Source organism: Clostridium nigeriense (assembly GCF_050585265.1).
Classification (GTDB): Bacteria; Bacillota; Clostridia; order Clostridiales; family Clostridiaceae; genus Clostridium; species Clostridium nigeriense_B.
Genome location: NZ_JBNOOE010000001.1, coordinates 85982 through 108053, shown reverse-complemented (window position 1 = coordinate 108053; position 22072 = coordinate 85982). Strand labels below are relative to the sequence as shown.

17 protein-coding genes are annotated in these 22072 nt (G+C 29.4%); all 17 read left to right on the top strand.

Annotated features, from left to right (window positions below):
* Positions 1-49: 49 nt before the first annotated feature.
* The 17 genes from ACQPVP_RS00325 (at position 50) to ACQPVP_RS00245 (ending at position 21871) form a co-directional block, all read left to right on the top strand.
* Complete coding sequence (locus ACQPVP_RS00325; RefSeq protein WP_430846125.1) at positions 50-1987, top strand: glucosaminidase domain-containing protein; 1938 nt, start codon at positions 50-52, stop codon at positions 1985-1987.
* 604 nt (positions 1988-2591) lie between these two features.
* Positions 2592-3464, top strand: a complete 873-nt coding sequence (gene galU, locus ACQPVP_RS00320) for a UTP--glucose-1-phosphate uridylyltransferase GalU (RefSeq protein ID WP_430846123.1) — start codon at positions 2592-2594, stop codon at positions 3462-3464.
* 430 nt (positions 3465-3894) lie between these two features.
* Complete coding sequence (locus ACQPVP_RS00315; RefSeq protein WP_430846121.1) at positions 3895-8766, top strand: discoidin domain-containing protein; 4872 nt, start codon at positions 3895-3897, stop codon at positions 8764-8766.
* A 50-nt stretch (positions 8767-8816) separates the two neighbouring features.
* The gene (locus ACQPVP_RS00310; protein ID WP_430846119.1) at positions 8817-8999 is read left to right on the top strand and encodes a PTS sugar transporter subunit IIB; all 183 of its coding nucleotides are present in this window, start codon (positions 8817-8819) and stop codon (positions 8997-8999) included.
* A gap of 494 nt (positions 9000-9493) precedes the next feature.
* On the top strand, positions 9494-13432 hold the full coding sequence (locus tag ACQPVP_RS00305) for a family 20 glycosylhydrolase (protein ID WP_430846117.1): 3939 nt from the start codon (positions 9494-9496) through the stop codon (positions 13430-13432).
* Between the two features lie 181 nt (positions 13433-13613).
* A complete protein-coding gene (locus tag ACQPVP_RS00300; protein ID WP_430846115.1) occupies positions 13614-13841 on the top strand; it encodes a DUF1659 domain-containing protein in 228 nt (75 codons plus the stop codon).
* A gap of 68 nt (positions 13842-13909) precedes the next feature.
* Complete coding sequence (locus ACQPVP_RS00295) at positions 13910-14128, top strand: DUF2922 domain-containing protein (protein WP_430846094.1); 219 nt, start codon at positions 13910-13912, stop codon at positions 14126-14128.
* A 187-nt stretch (positions 14129-14315) separates the two neighbouring features.
* Positions 14316-14951 carry a ketohydroxyglutarate aldolase gene (locus tag ACQPVP_RS00290; RefSeq protein ID WP_430846113.1) on the top strand — a complete coding sequence of 212 codons (636 nt, stop codon included), beginning with the start codon at positions 14316-14318 and terminating at the stop codon, positions 14949-14951.
* A 110-nt stretch (positions 14952-15061) separates the two neighbouring features.
* On the top strand, positions 15062-15544 hold the full coding sequence (locus ACQPVP_RS00285) for a PTS system mannose/fructose/N-acetylgalactosamine-transporter subunit IIB (RefSeq protein WP_430846111.1): 483 nt from the start codon (positions 15062-15064) through the stop codon (positions 15542-15544).
* Positions 15545-15560: 16 nt separating this feature from the next.
* Positions 15561-16313: a PTS mannose/fructose/sorbose/N-acetylgalactosamine transporter subunit IIC gene (locus ACQPVP_RS00280; RefSeq protein WP_430846109.1), complete on the top strand. Its 753-nt coding sequence runs from the start codon at positions 15561-15563 to the stop codon at positions 16311-16313.
* A complete protein-coding gene (locus ACQPVP_RS00275) occupies positions 16306-17154 on the top strand; it encodes a PTS system mannose/fructose/sorbose family transporter subunit IID (RefSeq protein ID WP_430846107.1) in 849 nt (282 codons plus the stop codon). Before ACQPVP_RS00280 ends, ACQPVP_RS00275 begins: the two co-directional genes overlap by 8 nt.
* A 34-nt stretch (positions 17155-17188) precedes the next feature.
* On the top strand, positions 17189-18115 hold the full coding sequence (locus ACQPVP_RS00270; protein WP_430846105.1) for a phosphoglycerate dehydrogenase: 927 nt from the start codon (positions 17189-17191) through the stop codon (positions 18113-18115).
* Positions 18116-18129: 14 nt separating this feature from the next.
* The gene (locus ACQPVP_RS00265; protein ID WP_430846103.1) at positions 18130-18729 is read left to right on the top strand and encodes an SIS domain-containing protein; all 600 of its coding nucleotides are present in this window, start codon (positions 18130-18132) and stop codon (positions 18727-18729) included.
* A gap of 30 nt (positions 18730-18759) precedes the next feature.
* Positions 18760-19164: a PTS sugar transporter subunit IIA gene (locus ACQPVP_RS00260; protein ID WP_430846101.1), complete on the top strand. Its 405-nt coding sequence runs from the start codon at positions 18760-18762 to the stop codon at positions 19162-19164.
* A gap of 47 nt (positions 19165-19211) precedes the next feature.
* Positions 19212-20099 carry a 4-hydroxy-tetrahydrodipicolinate synthase gene (dapA, locus tag ACQPVP_RS00255; RefSeq protein WP_430846100.1) on the top strand — a complete coding sequence of 296 codons (888 nt, stop codon included), beginning with the start codon at positions 19212-19214 and terminating at the stop codon, positions 20097-20099.
* Positions 20100-20318: 219 nt separating this feature from the next.
* A complete protein-coding gene (locus tag ACQPVP_RS00250) occupies positions 20319-21395 on the top strand; it encodes a PucR family transcriptional regulator (RefSeq protein WP_430846098.1) in 1077 nt (358 codons plus the stop codon).
* Between the two features lie 2 nt (positions 21396-21397).
* Positions 21398-21871, top strand: coding sequence for a PTS sugar transporter subunit IIB (locus ACQPVP_RS00245; protein ID WP_430846096.1), 474 nt, complete (start codon positions 21398-21400; stop codon positions 21869-21871).
* The last annotated feature ends 201 nt before the right edge of the window (positions 21872-22072 follow it).

Genomic DNA, 22072 nt, shown 5'->3' with positions numbered 1-22072 from the left:
AATATTAATATAATTTAACAAATAAGAAGAATTACTAGGGAGTATTAAAATGATTAATTTTAAAAAAGTTATTTTTGCAACTTTATTTTTAACTAGTGTTTTTGGTAGTACTGCAAAAGCAGATGTACAGGTTGGAGATGTCTATGAGGTAAAAACTGCATCAGAATTAAATAATACTGCATATTCTATTTCTATGTATGATAGTGATGAAAATATTGGTGAGAATATTGATAAAAATATTGATGAAGATGCAAAAGAAAAATTAGAATTGATGAAGGATTATAATATAATTATTCCTAAAACAAATGCTAATTATGAAGTTGCATTAGCTTATAGTGATGGAAGCTTTACTTTTGTTGGTACAGCAGATACATTAGAAGAAGCAAAGGAAATGATAGAAAATATTGTATTGCCAATGAGTGAAGAAAGTATTATTCCTTCAGTAATAAGTAGTAATGGACAAGTAGTTTATGCAATTAATTCTATGGGTAGGATATGGAAGCATATAAATGGTGTACCTGATACAACTATAAATAATATTAGTTATGTTTACTCTACTGCAGAAAGAGCTGAGCAACGATATTCAGCATTTACATATGTTAATCATGGCTATGTAGATGATGTTCCAATTGTTGAAGATAGAGGAACAGTAGCTAAAATTCAAGTAAGTGGTTATCAAGGATGGGTGAATAAAGATTCTTCTTCTAGTGATTATGATTTAATAGTTGTACCTATTAATCAAGTAAAAGATCCAAGTTGTTATTTGGTTAAGAATGGATATTTATATCATTATATTACAAAAAATATGACATCAAGTACTGTAACTGGAAGTTCTTTAAGAGTAGGTCCTGCTCCAGATTACTTAAAAGAGGGAAAGGATTATTATAGTTATGATGGTATATATTTTTATGAAGGAAATACTATAGAAGAAGGATTAAATAAATTAATATCAGATTTAAAGAATAATGTGAGTGCGAATGCTGTGAATAAGGACAACCCTTACTACAATTATTATAAATATATTCCTTTTAGAACAAGAACTAATTATACAAGTACTGAATTAAATGAGTTTATAAATGCAAATACTTCAGCTAATAGTAAATTAAGAGGGCTTGGAGAAGTATTAATTGAATGTCAAAATAAATATGGAGTAAATGCTTTGCTAACTTTAGCAGTTGCAATAAATGAAAGTAGTTGGGGAACATCTTATTATGCCCAAAATTATAATAATTTATTTGGTATAGGAGCAGTAGACTTTGCTCCTGATGGAGCTTATCAATTTCAAACACCTGGAGATTCTGTAAGAGAATTTGCTAAAAACTTCATATCATCAGGATATTCAAATCCTGATGATTATAGATATTATGGTGGATATTTAGGAGATAAATCTTTAGGAGCAAATGTAAAATATGCATCAGACCCATTTTGGGGAGAAAAAGCAGCTCAACATGTCTTTACTGCTGAATTAAATATGTCTAATTGGAACTTAAATGATTTGAAAGATTATAATGGATACCAATTAGCAATATATACTGGGGCAAATCAGGTTATAAGTAAAACAGGAAGTTTATTATATAATGTAAATTCCACAGTAAGTGGATTTGGTGCTTATTCAGGAAATGTTATAGCATTAGTATATGAGGAAAAAAATTCAAGTGGAAAATATGAGATTTTCCCGGAGGTAATTAATCCTATTAATGGAAATGGATATTCAAGCTATGATGGAGTATATAACTGGAATTCTAGAGCATATATTAGTAGTAATAATGTAAAATTAATAAACAAAACTAAAAGTAGTTTTATACCAGGGTATAAAAAGGAAGATGTTAATAAAGATGATACTATAGATATACAAGACATATCAGAATTAGCATTAAAATATAATATATCAAAGGATAATAACATATTTCTAAGTAGATTAGATGTAAATTTAGATGGAATAATAGATATTTTTGATATGGTATATGTTTCAAAATATATAAATTAAATAAATTAGTAGTTAAATATAGAAAAGTAATATTGTCGATAGGATAATATTACTTTTCTATATTTTTTATAACATTTTTGTTGGCAGAAGAAGTATATCAGTATGAAAAAAGGATTATAATACAAAATTCGACAGAATAATATTAAATATTGTGGTACTATATTCTAGGAATTCAGAAGGATGGAGGAAAGAAAATGGAGAAATTTAATTGTCATCTAAAGTTGTTATAGTAATCTATAAAATTATCAATTTCTTTAAATAATGCTTAGAATAGAAGTTTGAAATTTTCATCTCCTTTTTGATTTAAAAGTATGATATAATACAATAGAATGCTGTTAAAGAGTAGAATATTATAGTGAAAAACAAAGAATTATAAAATAATAAATAAGTAAATAAAAAATATGTAGGGTGATTTGGTTGAGTAAAAAAATATGTATTTGTACAAGGATTCTTTTATAGCAAACCAATGCCTATAGAATATATAAATAAATTATTTTAATTCGACGTTTTTTTACAAATTTATTTACCATAATGTTATATAATTATTGTTGAAAATTAGTATAAATTTATTTTATATAAAAAACCAATGTTAAGGAGATATACTATGGAAAAGAGAATAAAAAAAGCAGTAATTCCAGCAGCAGGCCTGGGAACAAGATTTTTACCAGCAACAAAAGCACAACCAAAGGAAATGCTTCCAATTGTTGATAAGCCTACTTTACAATACATAATAGAAGAATGTGTAGCATCAGGTATAGAAGAAATTCTTATAATAACAGGAAGAAATAAAAAATCCATAGAAGATCATTTTGATAGATCTATAGAATTAGAAATGGAACTTGAAAAAGCAGGAAAAAAAGAAATGCTTGAAATGGTTAGAAATATATCAGATATGGTTAACATTCATTTCATAAGACAAAAGGAACCAAGAGGATTAGGACATGCTATTCTTTGTGCAAAGACTTTTGTAGGTAATGAGCCTTTTGCAGTATTACTTGGTGATGATATTGTATATAATGATCAAAAGCCATGCTTAAAGCAACTTATTGATTGTTATGGAGAGTATAAAACTTCAGTTTTAGGGGTTCAAACAGTAGCACCTGAAAATGTTAACAAATATGGAATAGTTGGCGGAATCCAAATAGAAGATAGAGTTTACAAAGTTAAGGAATTAGTAGAAAAACCTTCTTTAGAAGAAGCACCATCAAATGTTGCAATTCTAGGTAGATATATAATAACTCCTAGAATATTTGAAATTCTAGAAAATACAGCTCCAGGAAAGGGAAATGAAATCCAACTTACAGATGCACTTCTAAAGCTTATAGAAGAAGAAGCTATATATGCATATGACTTTGAAGGAAGAAGATACGATGTAGGAGATAAGCTAGGTTTCCTAGAAGCAACAGTTGAATATGCACTTAGAAGAGAAGAATTAAAAGACGATTTTATGGAATATTTAAAAACTATTGTATTATAATTTTATAGACTATATAGAGAGATCCCTGTAAGGTATTTAACTATCTTTACAGGGATTAGTTTATTCTTTAGGAAATTATAAATATAGCAGCAAATTGAGCTTTAGACTTAACAATAAAATTAACAAATCAATCAGTAACATATTTACAAATTTTTCCTGTTATGTTACTATGTAAATGATTAAAGATGTGTGTTACCTTAATTGGGCATTAGCTAGCTTATTCGACATAGGGATAAGTTAGCTTTTTTTATGACTATAGAGTATAGTGATAAAAATTAAACTTTAATAGGTGGAATAGTTATAACATTGAAGGGGGGAGATAAAATTTTTATCTGTCATAGTAGGTTAATATCTATCCTACAAGATACCTGGAGCATCTCAGTTATATACTTTTAAAATTTAAAAATATTATTTAAGGGGGAAGGGTATAATGAAGAATAAGATGGATAATATTTCAAAGAAAATATTACCACTATTCATAGTCTTTACTATGTTGTTTTCTTTTGTGCCTGCACAGGCAGAAGTAAATACAGAAGTAGAGCGAGAAAATTTAGCTTTGGGGAAAAGTGCTACTGCATCAGGATATGAAGCAGGAAGTAAATTTACAGCGGATAAAGTTATTGATGGGACAGTAGATAGACCAACAGATATTAATAAGGGTGGAAGCTCAAGATGGGCATCATCACTTAATGCAGTTAAGCCATGGATTACAATCGATTTAAATGAAGTTAAAGCTTTTGATGAAGTTGTAATTGAATGGGAAAGAAGAAATGTAAATTCATACAAAATAGAAGTATCAAATGATAATACTACTTGGACTAATATTCATAATAGCACAACTAAAAATGAATTTAGAGAAGTTTTAGATGTTGGTTCACAAAATGCAAGGTATGTAAGAATAACTATTGATGATTATTCTCCAACACAAGAAGGTAGTACTATTAGTTGGAATACAGTATCAATGTATGAAGTAGAAATATATAATAATGAACCAGAAGAACCAGCGGTTATAGTACCAGAAGCTGGAGACAATGTTGCATTGAGTAAAATTGCAACCTCATCAAGTAATGAAACTAGTACATTTACAGCTGATAAAGCAGTAGATGGGTCAAAAGCAAAGGCTTCTAGATGGGCAAGTGCTGTATCATCAGATGAACAATGGATTACTGTTGATTTAGGTGCTAAGACTCAAATAGAAAATATAATTATTGAGTGGGAAAGAAAAAATGCTACAGAATATAAAGTACAAGTTTCTGAGGATAACAGTAATTGGACTGATATATATACAGCAACATCAGCACCAACTCAAAATAGACAAGAGATTAATTTAGATAAACCTGTTGCTACTAGATATGTAAGAGTTTATGTAGATAAACATATAGCAGATGCTGATGGTGTTAATTGGAATAATGTATCTATATATGAAATTGAAATTTACAATGGTGGAATTCCAAAGGGATTTGATGAAATTGCAAATTCAATAAAGGTTAGAGATCTTACTATTGATGATGAAGTATTACCAATGCCATCAGTACCAGAAGGATATGAAATTTCATTTGTTGGAGCCGATTATGAAGAAGTTATCGGAGCTGATATGAAAATATATAGACCTTTAGTAGATACAAAGGTTCGTGTTAATTTTGAAGTAAAGCAAGGAAATAAAAAGGCATATACTCCTGATATAGACGTAATAGTACCTGGAGCAAATGAAGTTACAGGTAATGAAGTGCCAACTGTTATTCCAGAGCTTAGAGAGTGGATAGGGGGAGCTGGTAACTTTGAAATTAATAATAGTTCAAGAATAGTTATTTCACCTTCTTCAGAAGCAGAATTAACTCAATCTATGAAAGTTTTTGCAGAAGACTATAAAGATATAGTTGGTAGAGAAATTGAAGTAGTAGTTTCAAACTCACCAAAAACAGGGGATTTCTATTTTGAATTAAACAATAAACGTCCTGAGCTTAGAACAGAAGGATATTATATGGAGATTGGTGATTTTGTTAAGGTTGAGTCTAATGAAGCAGCAGCTGCATTTCTTTCAACAAGAACAATATTACAAATATTAAAGCAAAATGGAACAACTATTCCACAAGGAATTACAAGAGATTATCCATTATCAGATGTAAGAGGATTTATGCTAGATGTAGGAAGAAAGCCTATTGAATTGGATTTCTTATATGATGTTGCAAAACTTATGTCTTGGTATAAAATGAATGATTTCCAAGTGCATTTAAATGATAACTATATCTTCTTAGAAGAGTATTCTAATAATGGAGAAGATCCAATGAATGCTTATTCAGGATTTAGATTAGAATCAGATATTAAAGAAGGCGGAAATAACGGATTAAATAAAGCAGATTTAACTAGTAAAGACACTTTCTATACTAAAGATGAATTCAGGACTTTTATTAAAGATTCAAGAGAAATTGGAGTAAATATAGTTCCAGAGTTTGATACTCCAGCGCATTCTTTGCCATTTACAAAAGTACGTCCTGATTTAAAAATGGGAAACGTAGGACGTCAAGCAGATCACTTAGATGTTACTAACCCTGGTTCTTTAGAATTTGTTAAAGAATTATGGGATGAATATTTAGATGGAGAAAATCCAGTATTTGATTCTGAAACTATTGTAAATGTAGGAACAGATGAATATGATGCAAAATATACTGAAGAGTTTAGAAAATTCACAGATGATTTATTAGGATATGTGCAAGATGAAAAAGATAGAACAGTAAGATTATGGGGAAGTTTATCAGCAAGACCAGGAAGCACACCAGTACGTTCAGAAAATGTTCAAATGAATATTTGGAATAATGGATGGGCAGATCCTTCAGATATGTTTAATGCAGGTTATGATTTAATTAATACTGAAGATGGAAAGTTATATATAGTTCCAGATGCAGGATATTATTATGACTATTTAAACTCAAGTTATATATATAATAGTTATGAAGTTAGCAAATTTGGAAATGGCGATGTAATTCCAGCAGGTTCACCACAAATGATTGGAGGAACCTTTGCAGTTTGGAATGATATGGTTGATAAAAAAGCTAATGGAATATCTGAATTAGATATTTATGATAGAATACTACCTGCTGTTCAAGCTATATCAGAAAAGATGTGGGGATTAGCAGAAGATAAGACTTATGCAGAGTTCCAAGAAGTTGCAGCTAAGGTTTCAAATGCTCCAAATTCTAATCCAAGATATAAAGTAGAATCTAAAACGGAAAAAGTTTTAGATTACAATTTTAAAGGTGCTTCAAATGGTATAGTACCTGATAATTCTGGAAATGGATATAATTCAGTAGTTCTTAATAACTCTACTATTAAAAATGGAGTATTAAAGTTAAATGGTAACAATAGTTATTTAGAAAGTTCTATAGAAAATATAGGACCAAACTATACAGTTTCATTTAGCGTAAAACGTGATGAAAATAGTAATAATGAAGAGCAAGTTCTTTTTGAATCTGAAAAAGGATCATTTAAAGCAGTTCAAAAAGAGACTGGAAAAGTAGGATTCTCAAGAGAATTCTATGATTACTCATTTGATTATGAACTACCTAAAGGAGAATGGGTAGATATAACAATAGTTGGAAGAATGACTAAAACAGAGCTTTATGTTAATGGAGAATATGTTGATGAAATTAGCAAGAGTAGTGCAGCTGGAGATAATGGGACATTTGTATTCCCATTAGAAAAAGTAGGAAGTGAAACAAAGGCATTTAATGGTGAATTAAAATCATTAGAAGTTTATAATGTTGCTACAAATGTTGCAGATGAAACAATAATACCACAAGAAACTATGAAAGCATCGGCAACAAGTGAGCATCCAAATGTAGGTTCAGAAGGATTAGCATCTTTTGCTATAGACGGAAACCCGGGAACTATTTGGCATACAAATTACAATACACCTGTACAATTACCACAAAGCATAACATTAGATTTAGGAAAAGCTTATACTATTAATAAATTTTCATATCTTCCAAGAAGTAATGGAGGAAATGGTACAATTACTAAGTATGAGATTCAAGTAAGTACAAATGGAACTGATTTTACAACAGTTTCAGATGGTTCTTGGGCAAAAGATGCTACTTTAAAAGTAGTTAACTTTGATGAAGTTCCTAATGTAACACATGTAAGATTAGTTGCAAAAGAAGGAGTAGGTGGATTTGCAACTGCTGCTGAATTAAATGTTCATAAGGTTAAGGAAGTTACACCAGAACCAAAGCCAGAAGTAGATAAAACTGCTTTAAAAATAGCTATAGATTATGCTGATGAAGTTGTAGCAGAAGGCTTACTAGAGGGGGTAGTACCAGATGTAGTAAAAGAATTCAATGCTGCATTAGAAGAAGCTAAATCTGTTTATGAAAATGAAGATGCTACAGAAGAAGTAGTAGATGCATCTTTCAAGAGATTAGTTAATGTTATTTGGATGCTTGACTTTAAGCAAGGAGATAAAGAGACATTGCAAGCACTTGTTGATTCAGCAAAAGAGCTAGTTGAGAAAGGATATACTGCTGATTCTTGGGCTATTTTACAAGAAGCTATTGCAGCTTCCGATGCTGTACTTGCAGATGAAAATGCAATGCAAAAGGAAATAGATGAGACTTTAGAATCATTAAAAGCAGCTATAGATGGCTTAGTTAGAATTCAAGTTAAGAAAGAAGCACTTCAAAGCTTAGTAAATAAAGTAGAAAAACTAGATAAGAAGGAATATACAGTAGGAACTTGGACACCATTTGAAAGCGGATTAAATTCAGCTAAAGAAGTTTTATCAAATGAATATACAACTCAAGAAGAAGTAGATTCAGCATATAATACATTATTAAAATCTTATCTAGATTTAAGATTAATACCAGATAAATCTAAGCTTGAAGACTTAATAAATAAAGCTAAAGAGATGGATTTATCAAAATATACAGAAGAAAGTGCTAATGAGGTAAGAATTCAATTAGCAAGAGCTGGTGAAGTCCTTGTTAATGAAGAGGCCACTCAAAAAGAAGTAAATGAAGCAGAAAAATCATTAGATACAGCTATAAATGACCTAATTGCTAAGGGTGATGAAAATGGTGGATCTGAGAATAATGGAAGTGGAAATGGAAGCGGAAACAATGGAAATGGAAGTGAAAATGGAAATGGAAGCGGAACAGGAACACCAAGTGATTCAAATAAAACACCTAATAATGGTGGTAAATTACCAGCTACAGGAGTTGAAAATGGACATTGGGGAGTGCTTGCTGTTATATGTGTAATGGCAGGATTAGGACTTATGTACAGTAAACGCAAAAAAACCATATCTTAAAGTAAATATTTAGGGAGATGAATTTTTTCATCTCTCTTATTTAATATAATATGTATAAAATGCAAAAATCAGCTGAAGCAAAAGGTATTGAAGCAGATATATTTGCTGTTTCAGCTGGGGAGGCAGATAGTTATTTAACAGAGAAGAAAGTAGATGTAATACCAATGACAGATTACGGTATGATGAATGGAGAGAAAGTATTGAATCAAGCTCTTAAATTAATGGATAAGTAGTATGAATTCAATTACTTAAAAGGAGTGTTATTATGGAAGAACAAGAGAGTTTAGAAGTTATTGATGTTTATAAAAGAATTAATGAAAAATAGATAATAGAATTTTATTTGGATTATTTATAATTTAATAATAGAAAATATAATATAATTAAAATTATTATTAAATAAATTTTTCCAATAGGTTTACAAATTAAAAAAACTATGTTAATATTTAAACGATAAAAATATGTGAATATTTAAATAATAAAAAGTAGCGTGTAACCATAAAGGGCATGAGCTGACTTATCTATATATTATTAGATAAGTTGGCTCTTTTTGTATTTATAGTAAAATATATGCATTTTTATGGTTAACATATATCATAACTTTAAGTAGCTTAAAAGTAGAAAATATTAAATTTAGGGAGGGGGAAAGTATTTTTTATTATTAATAAAAAATAAACTCTGCAGAATTATAAAAATCAGAGTTGGAAGTTTTTAGAGGTGAAGGTAAATTATGAAGAGAATTGTAGCAAGTGCACTATCAGCTTTAATGGTTTTATCAACATTTACAAATGTAACATATGCTAAAGATACAAAGCGCGAAGTTACGGAAACTAAAACATTTCCACAAGTTCAAAGTTATACTACAGAAAAAAGTGGTTATTGGTATTTGGGGAATAATTCAAGGTTTTACATATTACAAGGGGAATCCACATTAAATAATGATAAATTATATAATGATGTAAAGTTAATTAGTAGTGAATTTGCAAATAAAGGTTTAGCAAATAAGGAAGTTTTGGATATTGTTATAGGTCCAGAAAATAAGATTAAAAGTGGTGATATAGTATTGTCTATTGAGCCAATTGAGGAAACAGATAACGAAGAAGGATATAAAATTGAAGTTAAAGAAGATATAATTAAAATTACTGCAGCTAATGAAAATGCTTTATTTTATGGTATGCGTACTGTAGAAAAAGCTTTAGTTGGAAATGATGGAAGAATGTATTTGGGAACAATAGTAGATTATCCGGAAGTTGGAGTACGTTCTTTCCACTTAGATTTAGCACGTAAGTATTTTACTAAGGATTGGATAATATCTATGATAAAGGATCTTTCTTATCAAAATATTAGTTCAATACAAATTCATTTTTCAGAAAATGAAGGTTTTAGATTAGAAAGTAGCGTTTTAGAAAATAAAATACCAGGATTTGAATATCCTTCTGATGGATATTATACAAAGGAGGACATGAAGGAAATAATAGATGTTGCAAATAAATATCATATAGAAGTTATTCCTTCTCTAGATACTCCAGGTCATTTAGGTTATGTTCTTAACCAACTTGAATCTAAAACAGGAAAAGATTATTCAGTTAAAGAGCTTTTCCCAGATGATTCTAGAAAGAATCAAACCTTTAATATTTTTGAATTACAAGAAGCACAAGATCTTCTATTAGAAATGATAGATGAATTTGCTAAGTTCTTCTCAGAAAATGGTTCAACTAGAATGAATATTGGGGGAGATGAGTTTTTAGCTAATTTTACAGCTATGACTAATGATCAATATAAAACTCTTATGGATTATTTTAATAAGGCATCTGAAACTGTAAAGAAATATGGAATGAAAGCAAGAGCTTGGAATGATGGATTATTAGTTCAAGGCTATGATGGATATAAATTAGATTCAGATATTGAAGTTTGTTATTGGGGACTTGGAAAGGGTTCAGCACCTGTAAAGGACTTTTTAGCAAATGGAAATAAGGTTATTAATTATGTAGATGCATATATGTATTATGCTCTTTCTCCATGGTGGATGGAGAATGCAAATGCAAAGGGTGAAAAAATATACGGAGAATGGCATCCAGGTAAAATGAATGGTCTTCCAGGAGGAATTTCTCAAGATTTTGAGAACCCATATTCTAATGAATTATTAGGTGCATCTTATGCTTTATGGTGTGATATGCCAAGTTTCCAAACACAAGATGTAATTGCTGATAATTTATATATGCGTACTCGTGCTATGGCAGCTAAAACTTGGAATCCTAATGGAAATAAGGCTGATTATGCTGAATTTGAAGAGTTTGCAAAGAAAGTAGGTAGAGTTCCAGGATATAATGAAGAATTACCAGTAGCAAAAGAAGTCGTTAATGCAGATGATTTAGATATTTCAAATTTAACTGGCGAAGAATTATCTAGCTTGGTATTACCAATTGTTCAATCCTATGAAGTAGCAGAAAAAGCTCAAAATTGGACAATGGATGAAACAACTAGATTTGTCATTCCAAATACTGAAGAGTATTTAAATAATTCAAGATTAAAAGAAGTTGTAGAATTAGTTTCAGCTGAATTTTTAGAAAAACAAATTCCTACAGCTAAGGAAATTAGTAAAGTATATGCTTTAGATTCACAAGTAACACCTAAAGATATTGTTGTGACTTTAGATAAAGTAAATCCAATTACAGAAAAAAGTAATAGTGATGAAGCTTATAAAATAGAAATAAATGAAAATGGTGTAAAAATAGTAGCTGCTTCTGAAAATGCTGCTATGTATGCATTACATACAATACAACAATTGATGATTACTAACAATAATAAGTTAGTTTATGGAACTATAATTGATTATCCTAATGTAGCAGAACGTCGTGTTCATGTTGATATGGCTAGAAAGTATATATCAAAGGATTGGATAATTCAACATATAAGACAACTTTCTTATTTTAAAATGAATACAATACAACTTCATTTTTCAGAAAATATTGGTTTTAGAATAGAAAGTGATTTTGATCCAGCAATAGTATCTCAAGATGGATATTTAACTAAGGATGACATAAGAGAAGTTTTAGCAGAAGCTAAAAAGTATGGAATAAATGTAATTCCTTCTTTAGATACTCCAGGACATGTAGAACATATATTAAAAGTTCATCCAGAATATGGACAAGTTGATAAGAATGGCAATAAGAGTACAGTTGCCTTAGATGTAACTAATCCTGAAGCAGTAAACTATGTAAAGGGTCTTTATAAAGAATATATGGATTTATTTGAAGGATGTACTGATTTCCATATAGGAGGGGATGAATATATGGAATTTGATAGACCTCCATTTACTACAGAGTATAAAGAAGTTTTAGATAATTATGCTCATGAAAATTTTGGAGAAGAGTACACTTGGAAGGATACTATGGCTAACTATATTAATGATATAGCAGCATTTGTACATGAAGGTGGATTTAAGCCAAGAATCTGGAACGATGGTATTTACTATGGTGAAAATGATAATAGAGAAAATAAGCAACAAATAAAGATGCACGATTTTATTGGTATAGATTTCTGGTCTCAAATGGGATGGAATCCAAGTATTGCAAAGCTTAATACATTTATAGAAAAAGGTCATAAAGATATTTATAATGTTAATGCAAGCTTCTTTTATTATGTATTAAGACCAAGTAAGCCAGAAGATGGACGTGAGCAACATTCTTTTGATTACTTAGATCAAGATGTAAGAATATATAATGATTGGACACCAGGACAATTCCAAGCAAATACTATTGATGATAATTCAGAAGTTATAAAGGGAACATCTTTAGCTATATGGTGCGATAAGCCAGATTTAGTTAGTGAGGATGTTATAACTGAAGATATTTCTAAAGAATTACGTTCTTTAGCATCAAAGGCTTGGAATACATCAAGTAATAAAATAGCTGATATAAACCAGTTTAGAGAGAATTATGCAAAGCTTGGAAATGTAGCAGCCTTTGACAAGGGAAGTTCTTTACCAAAAGTTAAACCAGTTGAAGAAATAGTAGAATTAAAATATGATGAGTTAAACAAATTAATTGAAAAAGCTGAAGGGTATAAAGCAGAAGATTATACTGAAGAAAGCTTTAGTGTGTTAAGTGAAGCTTTAAAAGAAGCTAAAGCTTTAGTAGGAGTAGCTAATACTCAAGAAGAAATTGATAATATGACAAAGAAATTAGATGATGCTATTAATTCTCTTGTTATTAAAGAAGAAATAGTGGAATTAAATTATGATGAGTTAAATAAATTAATTGAAAAAGCTGAAGGATTAAAATCTGAAAATTATACTGAAGAAAGCTTTAGTATGTTAAGTGAAGCTTTAAAAGAAGCTAAAGCTTTAGTAGGAGCAGCTAGTACTCAAGAAGAAATTGATAATATGACAAAGAAATTAGATAATGCTATTAATTCTCTTGAGATAATAAAAGATGGTAATGGAAGCGGAGAAACTCCAAATAAGCCAGATAATACAGATAAACCTGGAAGTGGAAATAATGGAAATGGAAATGGAACAGAAACACCAAGTGATTCCAATAAGACACCTAATAATGGTAAATTACCACAAACAGGGGTTGAATCTGGACCTTGGGTTATGGTTTCAGTTACAAGTGTACTTTTAGGATCAGCACTTGTTTATAGAAAGAAAAATAAAAAGTTATCATAAAATTTTTAAGGAAGATGATTTTCATCTTCCTTATTTACTTATTAGCACCAAATGATTTAGAAGTATTTTCAGAAGTTGTATTTTTATTGATACTTTAGTTTTTTATATAAAGATAAATTTTTTCAATTTCTTTAAAAATCATCTTTTATCAACGTATATATAAGTTGAGGAGGTGATAAATATGGCAGCAAGTTCAGTATTAGTTGGAAATGCTTTAGGAATAAGCTATCAAACTGGAGTTAACTCTAAGGGAGAAGATGTTTTTGGAGGACAAAGCTTCAAAAACATATCAGCAACTGCAACAGATGATGAGTTAGTAGCTTTATCTGATGCAATAGGTGGAATCCTAGCATACACTGTTTCTACTATTAAAAAAGAGCAAACTTATGTAATAACTAGAGGGGAGTAGGTTTAGTTATAAGTAGTTTGTAAGAGAAGAAATTTATTATTAATTTAATGGGGAAAGGAGGAATGGTTATGATTCAAAGAACTGCAAGTATGAGTTTTAAAGATGCAGCGGGAAAGAAGTACACAGTATCTATAAAGGATATTAAGGAAGATGTTGAAGATGTAGCAGTAGTATCTTTAATGGATACTATTATAAATAATAATCTTATTAAAACAGAAAATGGAGATCTAGTTGAAAAGCAAGCAGCTCAAGTAGTTGTAAAAGATACTACAGAAATTGAGCTTTAGTCTTATAGGTTATAGTTAATATAGAAGCCCTTAGTAGAATTAATTATACTACTAGGGGCTTTTCTAAACTTTATTTAGTATTATTGTTTTCGTTTACAGTAACAAAATATATAGATTTATTTGGTTTCTCGTCCTATTGATGATTGTAGGTAAAAGTGTAAAATAATGATTAAAGGAGGCGTTGGTTATGAAGAAATTAAAAATAACTCAAAAAATGTATGAAAGCGGTGCTCTTGCAATTGTAAGAACAAAGAGTTTTGAAAGAGCATGTGAAATTGCTGATGGATGTATAAAAGGTGGTATACCTGTAATGGAAATGAGTTTTACTCTAAATAATGCTGGTGATATCATTGAAGGATTAGTTGAAAAATATGGTGATGATTTATGTGTAGGAGCTGGTACAGTATTAGATGTTGAAACTGCTAGATACGCAATATTAAAAGGGGCTCAATTTATTATAGCTCCAAATTATTCTGAAGAAGTTGCAAAGATGTGTAATAGATATCAAATACCTTATGCACCTGGATGTACTTCATTCACAGAAGCTGTAGAGGGATTAAGTAGTGGAGCTACTTTTATAAAAGCATTCCCAATATCTGATTTCTATGGAGCAAAATTAGCTAAGGTATTTAAGACTCCAATACCTGATATGCCAATATTAGCTAGTGGTGGTATAACATTAGATAACCTTGAAGAATGGCTAAGAAATGGTGTTGATATTTGTGGACTTGGTGGATTATTAACAAAAGGAACTTCTGAAGAAATTGCAGAAAATGCTACAAAAATTAGAAATATAATTACAGAATTCCGTAATCAAAAATAAAATAAGTTTTATGTTGGTACATTGAACCAAAATTACATTGGTTTTTTGTTACAACCAATGAAAACGATTATAGTATAATGAAATCAATAAGATACAAGGGAGGATTTTTTATGAGTATTGAGTTAACAAGAGTAGATTTTAGACTGATTCATGGACAAGTTATTACTAGGTGGGTTACTTTATTGGGGATTAATGAAATCGTTACGATTGATACAGTATTAAGTAAAGATGATTTTATGCAAACTGTATTTAAGATGGCAGCTCCAAAGGGAGTAAAAATTAGAATTTTATCTGTAGAGGATGCAGTTAAGTCTCAACAAAATGGTGAGTTTGAAAGCAATAAGGTAATGATTTTATTTAAAAGTGTTAAAGAACTAGATAATGCAATTAGATCTGGTTTAAAACTTAAAGAAGTTCAAATAGGTGGATTAGGTGGAGGTCCAGGCAGAAAGGCAGTTAATAATGCTATTACATTTGATCGTGCAGATGCTGATACTCTATTAGCTCTTGAAGATTTAGGAGTAAATATATATTTACAAACAACTCCTGATTACCCATCTGAAACATTAAAAAAAGCTGTTGAAAAACTTTAATTAAGGGGGAAGCAAAATGGTTATAAAAGCTGTATTAGTAGGATTAGTTTATTGGCTTACAATGGGAAGAGCTTTTTACTATATTTCATTTGCACTTCGTAAACCTGTAGTTCTAGGTGTAATAATAGGTTTGATTTTTGGTGATGTTCAAGTAGGGCTTGTATATGGGGCAACAATACAATTAATGTATATGGGAGGTATTGAAGCTGGGGGTAATATACCAAGTGACCAAGCATTAGCTGCTTGTATTGCTATACCAGCCGCTATTATTAATAATATAGATCCATCTGCTGCAGTTGCAATTGCAGTTCCATTTGGAGTTTTAGGAGTTTTAATTAATAACGTTCGTCGTACAATTAACTCATTTTACAATACTAAAGCTGATGATTTAATAGAAAAGGGAGAATATGATAAGGTATCTAAAATTTCATTTATTTTACCATGGTTAACAAATGGTGTATTATACTTCACTCCTGTATTTATAGCAACTTTATTTGGTCCTAGCGTAGTTCAAAAGTTTATAGATATTATTCCAACATGGCTTATGAATGGTTTAGCTAATGCGGGAGGAATGTTACCGGCTTTAGGATTTGCTTTAACATTAGTAGTTATGGGTAAAAAGCAATACATGCCATTCTTCGTTCTAGGATTCTTCTTACATGCTATTTTAGGATTCTCTATGTTAACAGGTGCTGTTCTAGCATTATGTTTAGCATTAATAGTTTCATTATTTAAACAAAATGAGGAAGGAGACGCGCAATATGAATAGTATTAAAGAAAAAGTAGTTGAAAAGCAAAAAAGACTTGTTACTAATATTGATTTACTTAAAGTTTGGTTTAAGTGGTGTATGGCTGTCGAAGTACCTGTAAGCTTTGATAGAATGCAAGCATTAGCGTTTAGTTATTCTGTAAATAAAGTATTAAGAAAAATATATAAAGATGATCCAGAAGAATTAAAAGAAGCAATGAAACGTCATGCATCAATGTTTAATACTAATTGCGATTGGGGAAGCCTTATACATGGAATTGTTATTTCATTAGAAGAAGAAAGAGCTTTAGGTAATGAAAATATTACTCCTGAAATTATTGAATCTTTAAAAATAGGATTAATGGGACCTTTAGCAGGTATAGGAGATAGTGTTGACCAAGGTATTGTTGCTACTATTCCACTTGCAATATTTGTTCCAATGGCACTTAATGGATCAGTATTTGCAGCATTCATACCTGCTATTATTTACTTAGCTTGGTCTTACGGTTTTTCATGGTTCCTTGTGAAAAAGGGATACACACTTGGAAAAAATGCAATATTAGATATATTACATTCTGGTAAAGTAAAGAAAGTTATTGATATTGCAAGTATTGTTGGTTTATTTATGATAGGTTGTTTATCATCATCTTATGTAAAATTCACAACAATTTGGACATTTGTAAACGATACCTCAGAAGTTGCATTACAAAGTATATTAGATCAAATGTTACCTAAAATGCTACCATTTGCAGTAGTTATGGGAATGTATTTATATATTACAAAAAGAGGACCAAAATATTTACGTATAATGGCCTTCACTATGATATTTGCTATAGCATTAACATTCATAGGAATAATTTAGACTTTATTTAATGGAATAAAAAGGAGGAATTAAATTGAAGGTTTTGATTACACCAAGAGGATTTGCTAATTATGGTCTAAAAGAAGTAGAAAATATGAGATCTAAGGGATTAGATGTATATTATAACAATACAGGTAAGGCATATACTAAAGAGGAGTTTTATAATCTAGCATCAGATGCAGATGCAATAATTGTTGGAGTAGATATTATAGATAAGGAACTTATAGATAATTGTCCTAATCTAAAGGCTGTATGTAAATTTGGAGTAGGAACTGATAATATAGATTTGAATTATGCTAAGGAAAAAGGAATATTTGTTGGTAGAACAGTAGGATCAAATTCTAATGCTGTTGCAGAACATGTCTTATCATTAATGTTTGCAGATGCTAAAAATCTTTATAATACTTTCAAAGAAGTTAAAGATCATAAATGGAATAAGCCTACTGGACAAGAACTAAGTGAAAAAAAATTAGGTATTATTGGATTTGGAATGATTGGTAAAAGAATAGCTAATTATGCAAATGGACTTTCAATGAAGGTTTCAGCTTATGATAGTTTTGAAATTTCAGATGATGATGCTAAAAAGTATAATATTGAAAAGAAATCATTAGAAGAAATTATTTGTGAAAGCGATTATATATCATTACATGTACCTCTAGTTGATTCTACTAAAAATATGATTTCTACTGAAGAATTTAAGAAAATGAAGAATACTGCATGTTTAATTAATGCTGCTAGAGGTGGAGTTGTTGATGAAGAGGCACTATATAAAGCATTAGTTAATAAGGAAATTCGTTCAGCTTACTTTGATGTTTATAGTTGTGAACCACCAACAGCTAATGACAAGTTATTGGAACTAGACAACTTTTTATTAACACCTCATACAGCAGCTAGAACTATTGAGTCTGAAAAGAGAACATGTAAAATGTCTAGTGAAATTATTATGGAAAATTTACTGTAAAATAAGGTGGTAATATGAATAAAGATTTACAACAATTTATAGATAACATTAAATTTGAGTTTGAGAAAAATATAGATGAGCTAGATACAGAAGCTATTGACAAGGCCGCTGAAATAATAATAGAAAGTGAAAAAAAAGGCGGTAGAGTCCATGTTACTGGAATTGGAAAACCTGGTCATGTAGCAGGATATGTTGCATCATTGTTATCTAGCACTGGAACTAGTGCATATGAACTTCATGGAACAGAAGCAGTTCATGGTTCTAGTGGCCAAGTTAAAAGTGGGGATGTTGTAATTGCTATATCTAATAGCGGTGAAACAGAAGAGTTAAAAGCAACGGTAACTACTCTTAAAGGAAATGGGGCTAAAATTATTTGTTGCACTGGTAAATCAGGTTCATGGCTATCGAATAATTCTTTAGTAACGTTAATTGCACATGTAGATATTGAAGGGGATATATTAAATAAACCTCCAAGGGCTTCAATATTATCTGAAATATTAATATTACAATGTTTAAGTGTGGTATTACAAAATAAAAAAGGATTAGACTTAAATCAATATGTAAAATGGCATCCAGGTGGAGCTCTTGGTAAAAGCATATTAGAGAAGGTATAAAATCAGCATAAAGGAAAGAGGGCGATATATGTGTCAAAATTAAATATAGTAATTGCAACTCATGGTAAATTTGGAGAAGAAATAATAAAGTCTGCAGAAATGATTGTTGGAAAAATGAATAATCTTAAATCAGTATCATTAATGCCATCAATGTCATTTGAGGATTTTACTAAAGAAGCTGATGCTGTACTAAGTAATTTAAGTGGAGATACTTTAGTTTTGGTTGATTTATATGGAGGAACTCCTTGTAATGTATTCACAGCTCTAACTAAAAAGTATAATCATAATGTTATTACTGGTCTAAATCTACCTATGTTAATAGATTTATATATTAATACTAATGATAGTAATGATGTAAACGTTAAAGAAGTAATAGAAAATTGTATTTCTATATTAAAGACAAGCTGCGTACATACTAATACTATGCTTGATTAAATATTAATTTATAAAAATAAGTTATAATTTGATTTTAGGAGGAAAAAATGTTTGAAGGAATTATTACCCCTATAGTTACACCATTTAATCGTGATAAAGAACAATCTATAAATTATGAGGCTACTGAACAATTAATAGAACACTTAATTAAAAAGGGTGTTAATGGCATATTTATTTTAGGTAGTAATGGTGAATTTCATGTTATAGATGAAGAAGAAAAAATTGAGTTTGCTAAAAAGGTTATAGAAATTGTGAATAAGCGTGTTCCAGTTTTTGTTGGAACAGGTGCTTGTTCAACCAGAGAAGCTATTAGGTTATCAAAAAAGATGGAGGAGTTAGGTGCTGATGCATTATCTGTTATCACTCCATACTTTATAAAGCCTATGGATGATGAGATTTATGATTATTTTAAGGAGATTGCACATAGTGTAAAAATCCCTATAGTTTTATATAATATTCCAAAGTCTACTGGATGTAATATCTCAAAGGAAACTCTTAAAAAGCTAGCTAAAATAGATAATATTAAAGCTATAAAAGATAGCAGTGGAAATATTGATACATTGAAGGGATATATAGAAGTAGCTAAAAATAGTGATTTAAGTGTTTTAGTTGGCTCTGATTCTAAAATATCTATTGGATATAATTTAGGAGCAAAGGGTGCTATTGCTGGGACTAGCAATGTAATTACAGATGTTTTAGTAAATTTATATAAGGCTCTTAAATCTAATGATACTGAAGTGGCTAATAAATTACAAAGTGATATTGATGTTCTTCGTGATACACTACCATTAGGAACAGTGCCTTCTGTTATGAAGCGTGCAGTTGAATTAGCTAATATTGCACCGGTTGGTCCAGCGAGAAAACCAGTAAATGAATTAAGTTTGGAAACTGATGAAAAAATTAAAGAAATGCTAAAATATTATAAGATAATTTAATAATTGTAACATGCATAAACAAAATTAAACAGCTATAGAACTTAACTTAGTCGTTTCCATATGAAGAGAATTATGGTAAAATAAAGAGTATATGTAAATGTTTAAATAGAATTTTTTTATTAGTTATATCACATAAATTGCAACTGAATTTAGCTGCAGTTTATGTGATAATATTTACTTTTAGAGCTTTATTTATTAGAATTAAGAAGGGTAGAGAATATGACTTTAGTTAAAATTTTTAAAGAGTTTATTACAGTTTTTGAAGAAAATAAAAAATATACTATTGGTTTGTTAAATGAATATGGAAAAGTACTTTGTTGTAGTGATAGTAAATATGTAGATACTTATGTAAATATTAATAGTAAAGAAAATAATATTGTTATACGTAATATCTCGATAAATAATGATAATTATGGTTATTTATGGATTACAGGAGACGTTGATAGTTTAAAAATGATTAGTAGTTTAGTATATGATGCATTGATTACTAGATTAACTTATCATATTAACACAAATTCTATTAAGCAAAAAGTAACACTTGATGATGAATTGGTAAAGTGTTTATTGGATGTTAATAATTTTGATTTAAATCATATATTAAATCTAGTTTCTATATTAGGAATATATGAAAAGAAAAGTAGGGCAGCTATTTATATAATTAATGATAATGGATTTAATTCTGAAGAAGTAATTAATCTAAAATTAAGAAAAGATAGTAAGGAACTTATTTATTCTTTATTAGATGATAATAGATTACTTTTGTTTAAAGATATACCAGATGATTTAGATAAATTACAGATAAAAAAATATTTTCGAAAATATATTCAGAGTCTTCAAGACTGGGGATTTCAAGATTGTAGATTTATAATTGGATCAATACAAAATAAGTTAAAAAAGTATAATGTAAGCTATAAAAATTGTACATGGCTAGAACAAAATAATCAATTAACTGAAAATGAACCTATTTTTTTTATGGATTATCTATTGGAATATGTTTTTTCTAAAATCCAAACAACTGACATTAGTGATATATTTGATTTCTATAAAGATCAACATAAAGAGATTGATATAGATGAGTTCGTAAAAATAAGTGATCAATTGATAGTAAATGATTATAATATTACTCAAACAGCTCAAGATTTATTTTTGCACAAAAATACTTTAATTTATAAAATTAAAAAATATGAAGAAATTTTTAATATAGATATTAGGGGAAGCTTTAATGGAAAAATATTGTTAGCTTTAATATCAGCGACTCTAAAAAAATATCAGAAACAAAAACAGGTTGGTGAATAAGTATGAATACAAGAATTAAGCTTGTCCGGGTTGATAATAGATTATTACATGCAACGGTAGCCTTAAATTGGAATAAGTTTGTAAATGCTAATTATGCCATAATTGTTGATAATAATTATAATAAAGATCCTTTTTTTATTAAAGTAATGCAATTATGCCTTCCAAAACCAATGGAAGTTAAAATTTTTTCTCCTGCAGAGCTAATGGCTTTTTTAAATGAAGATAGTATTGAAAAACGTCATTTAATGATAATATTTAAGGATTTGAAGACTGCTGAACGTGCAGTTGAATTAGGGTTTACTCATAAAGAAATACAAATTCCTTATCCAGCAAGTAGAATTGTAATAAAAAAACTATCGGATTTTTTTAACAATGAGGAAATAGAATCAATACGTTTTATACAAAATCATTCTATTAAACTATTTTTTCAAACATCACCAATGGACAATAAAGAATATTCGATTTTCTTAAAATAAATAATTAAGGCTAATACCTTGTGAAGTAACCTAGATCTAAGGGTGGATTATTTACAGTATGCTAATATAGAATACTAATGGAAAAGAGCGTGTTTAATTATATTAAAATAACAAAGTGCAGTTAGAGTTTTTACCAAGTTAAAAACTCTAACTGCACTTTGTTATTTTTGTGACTTTAAGTTTATGATTATGAGTACTTTA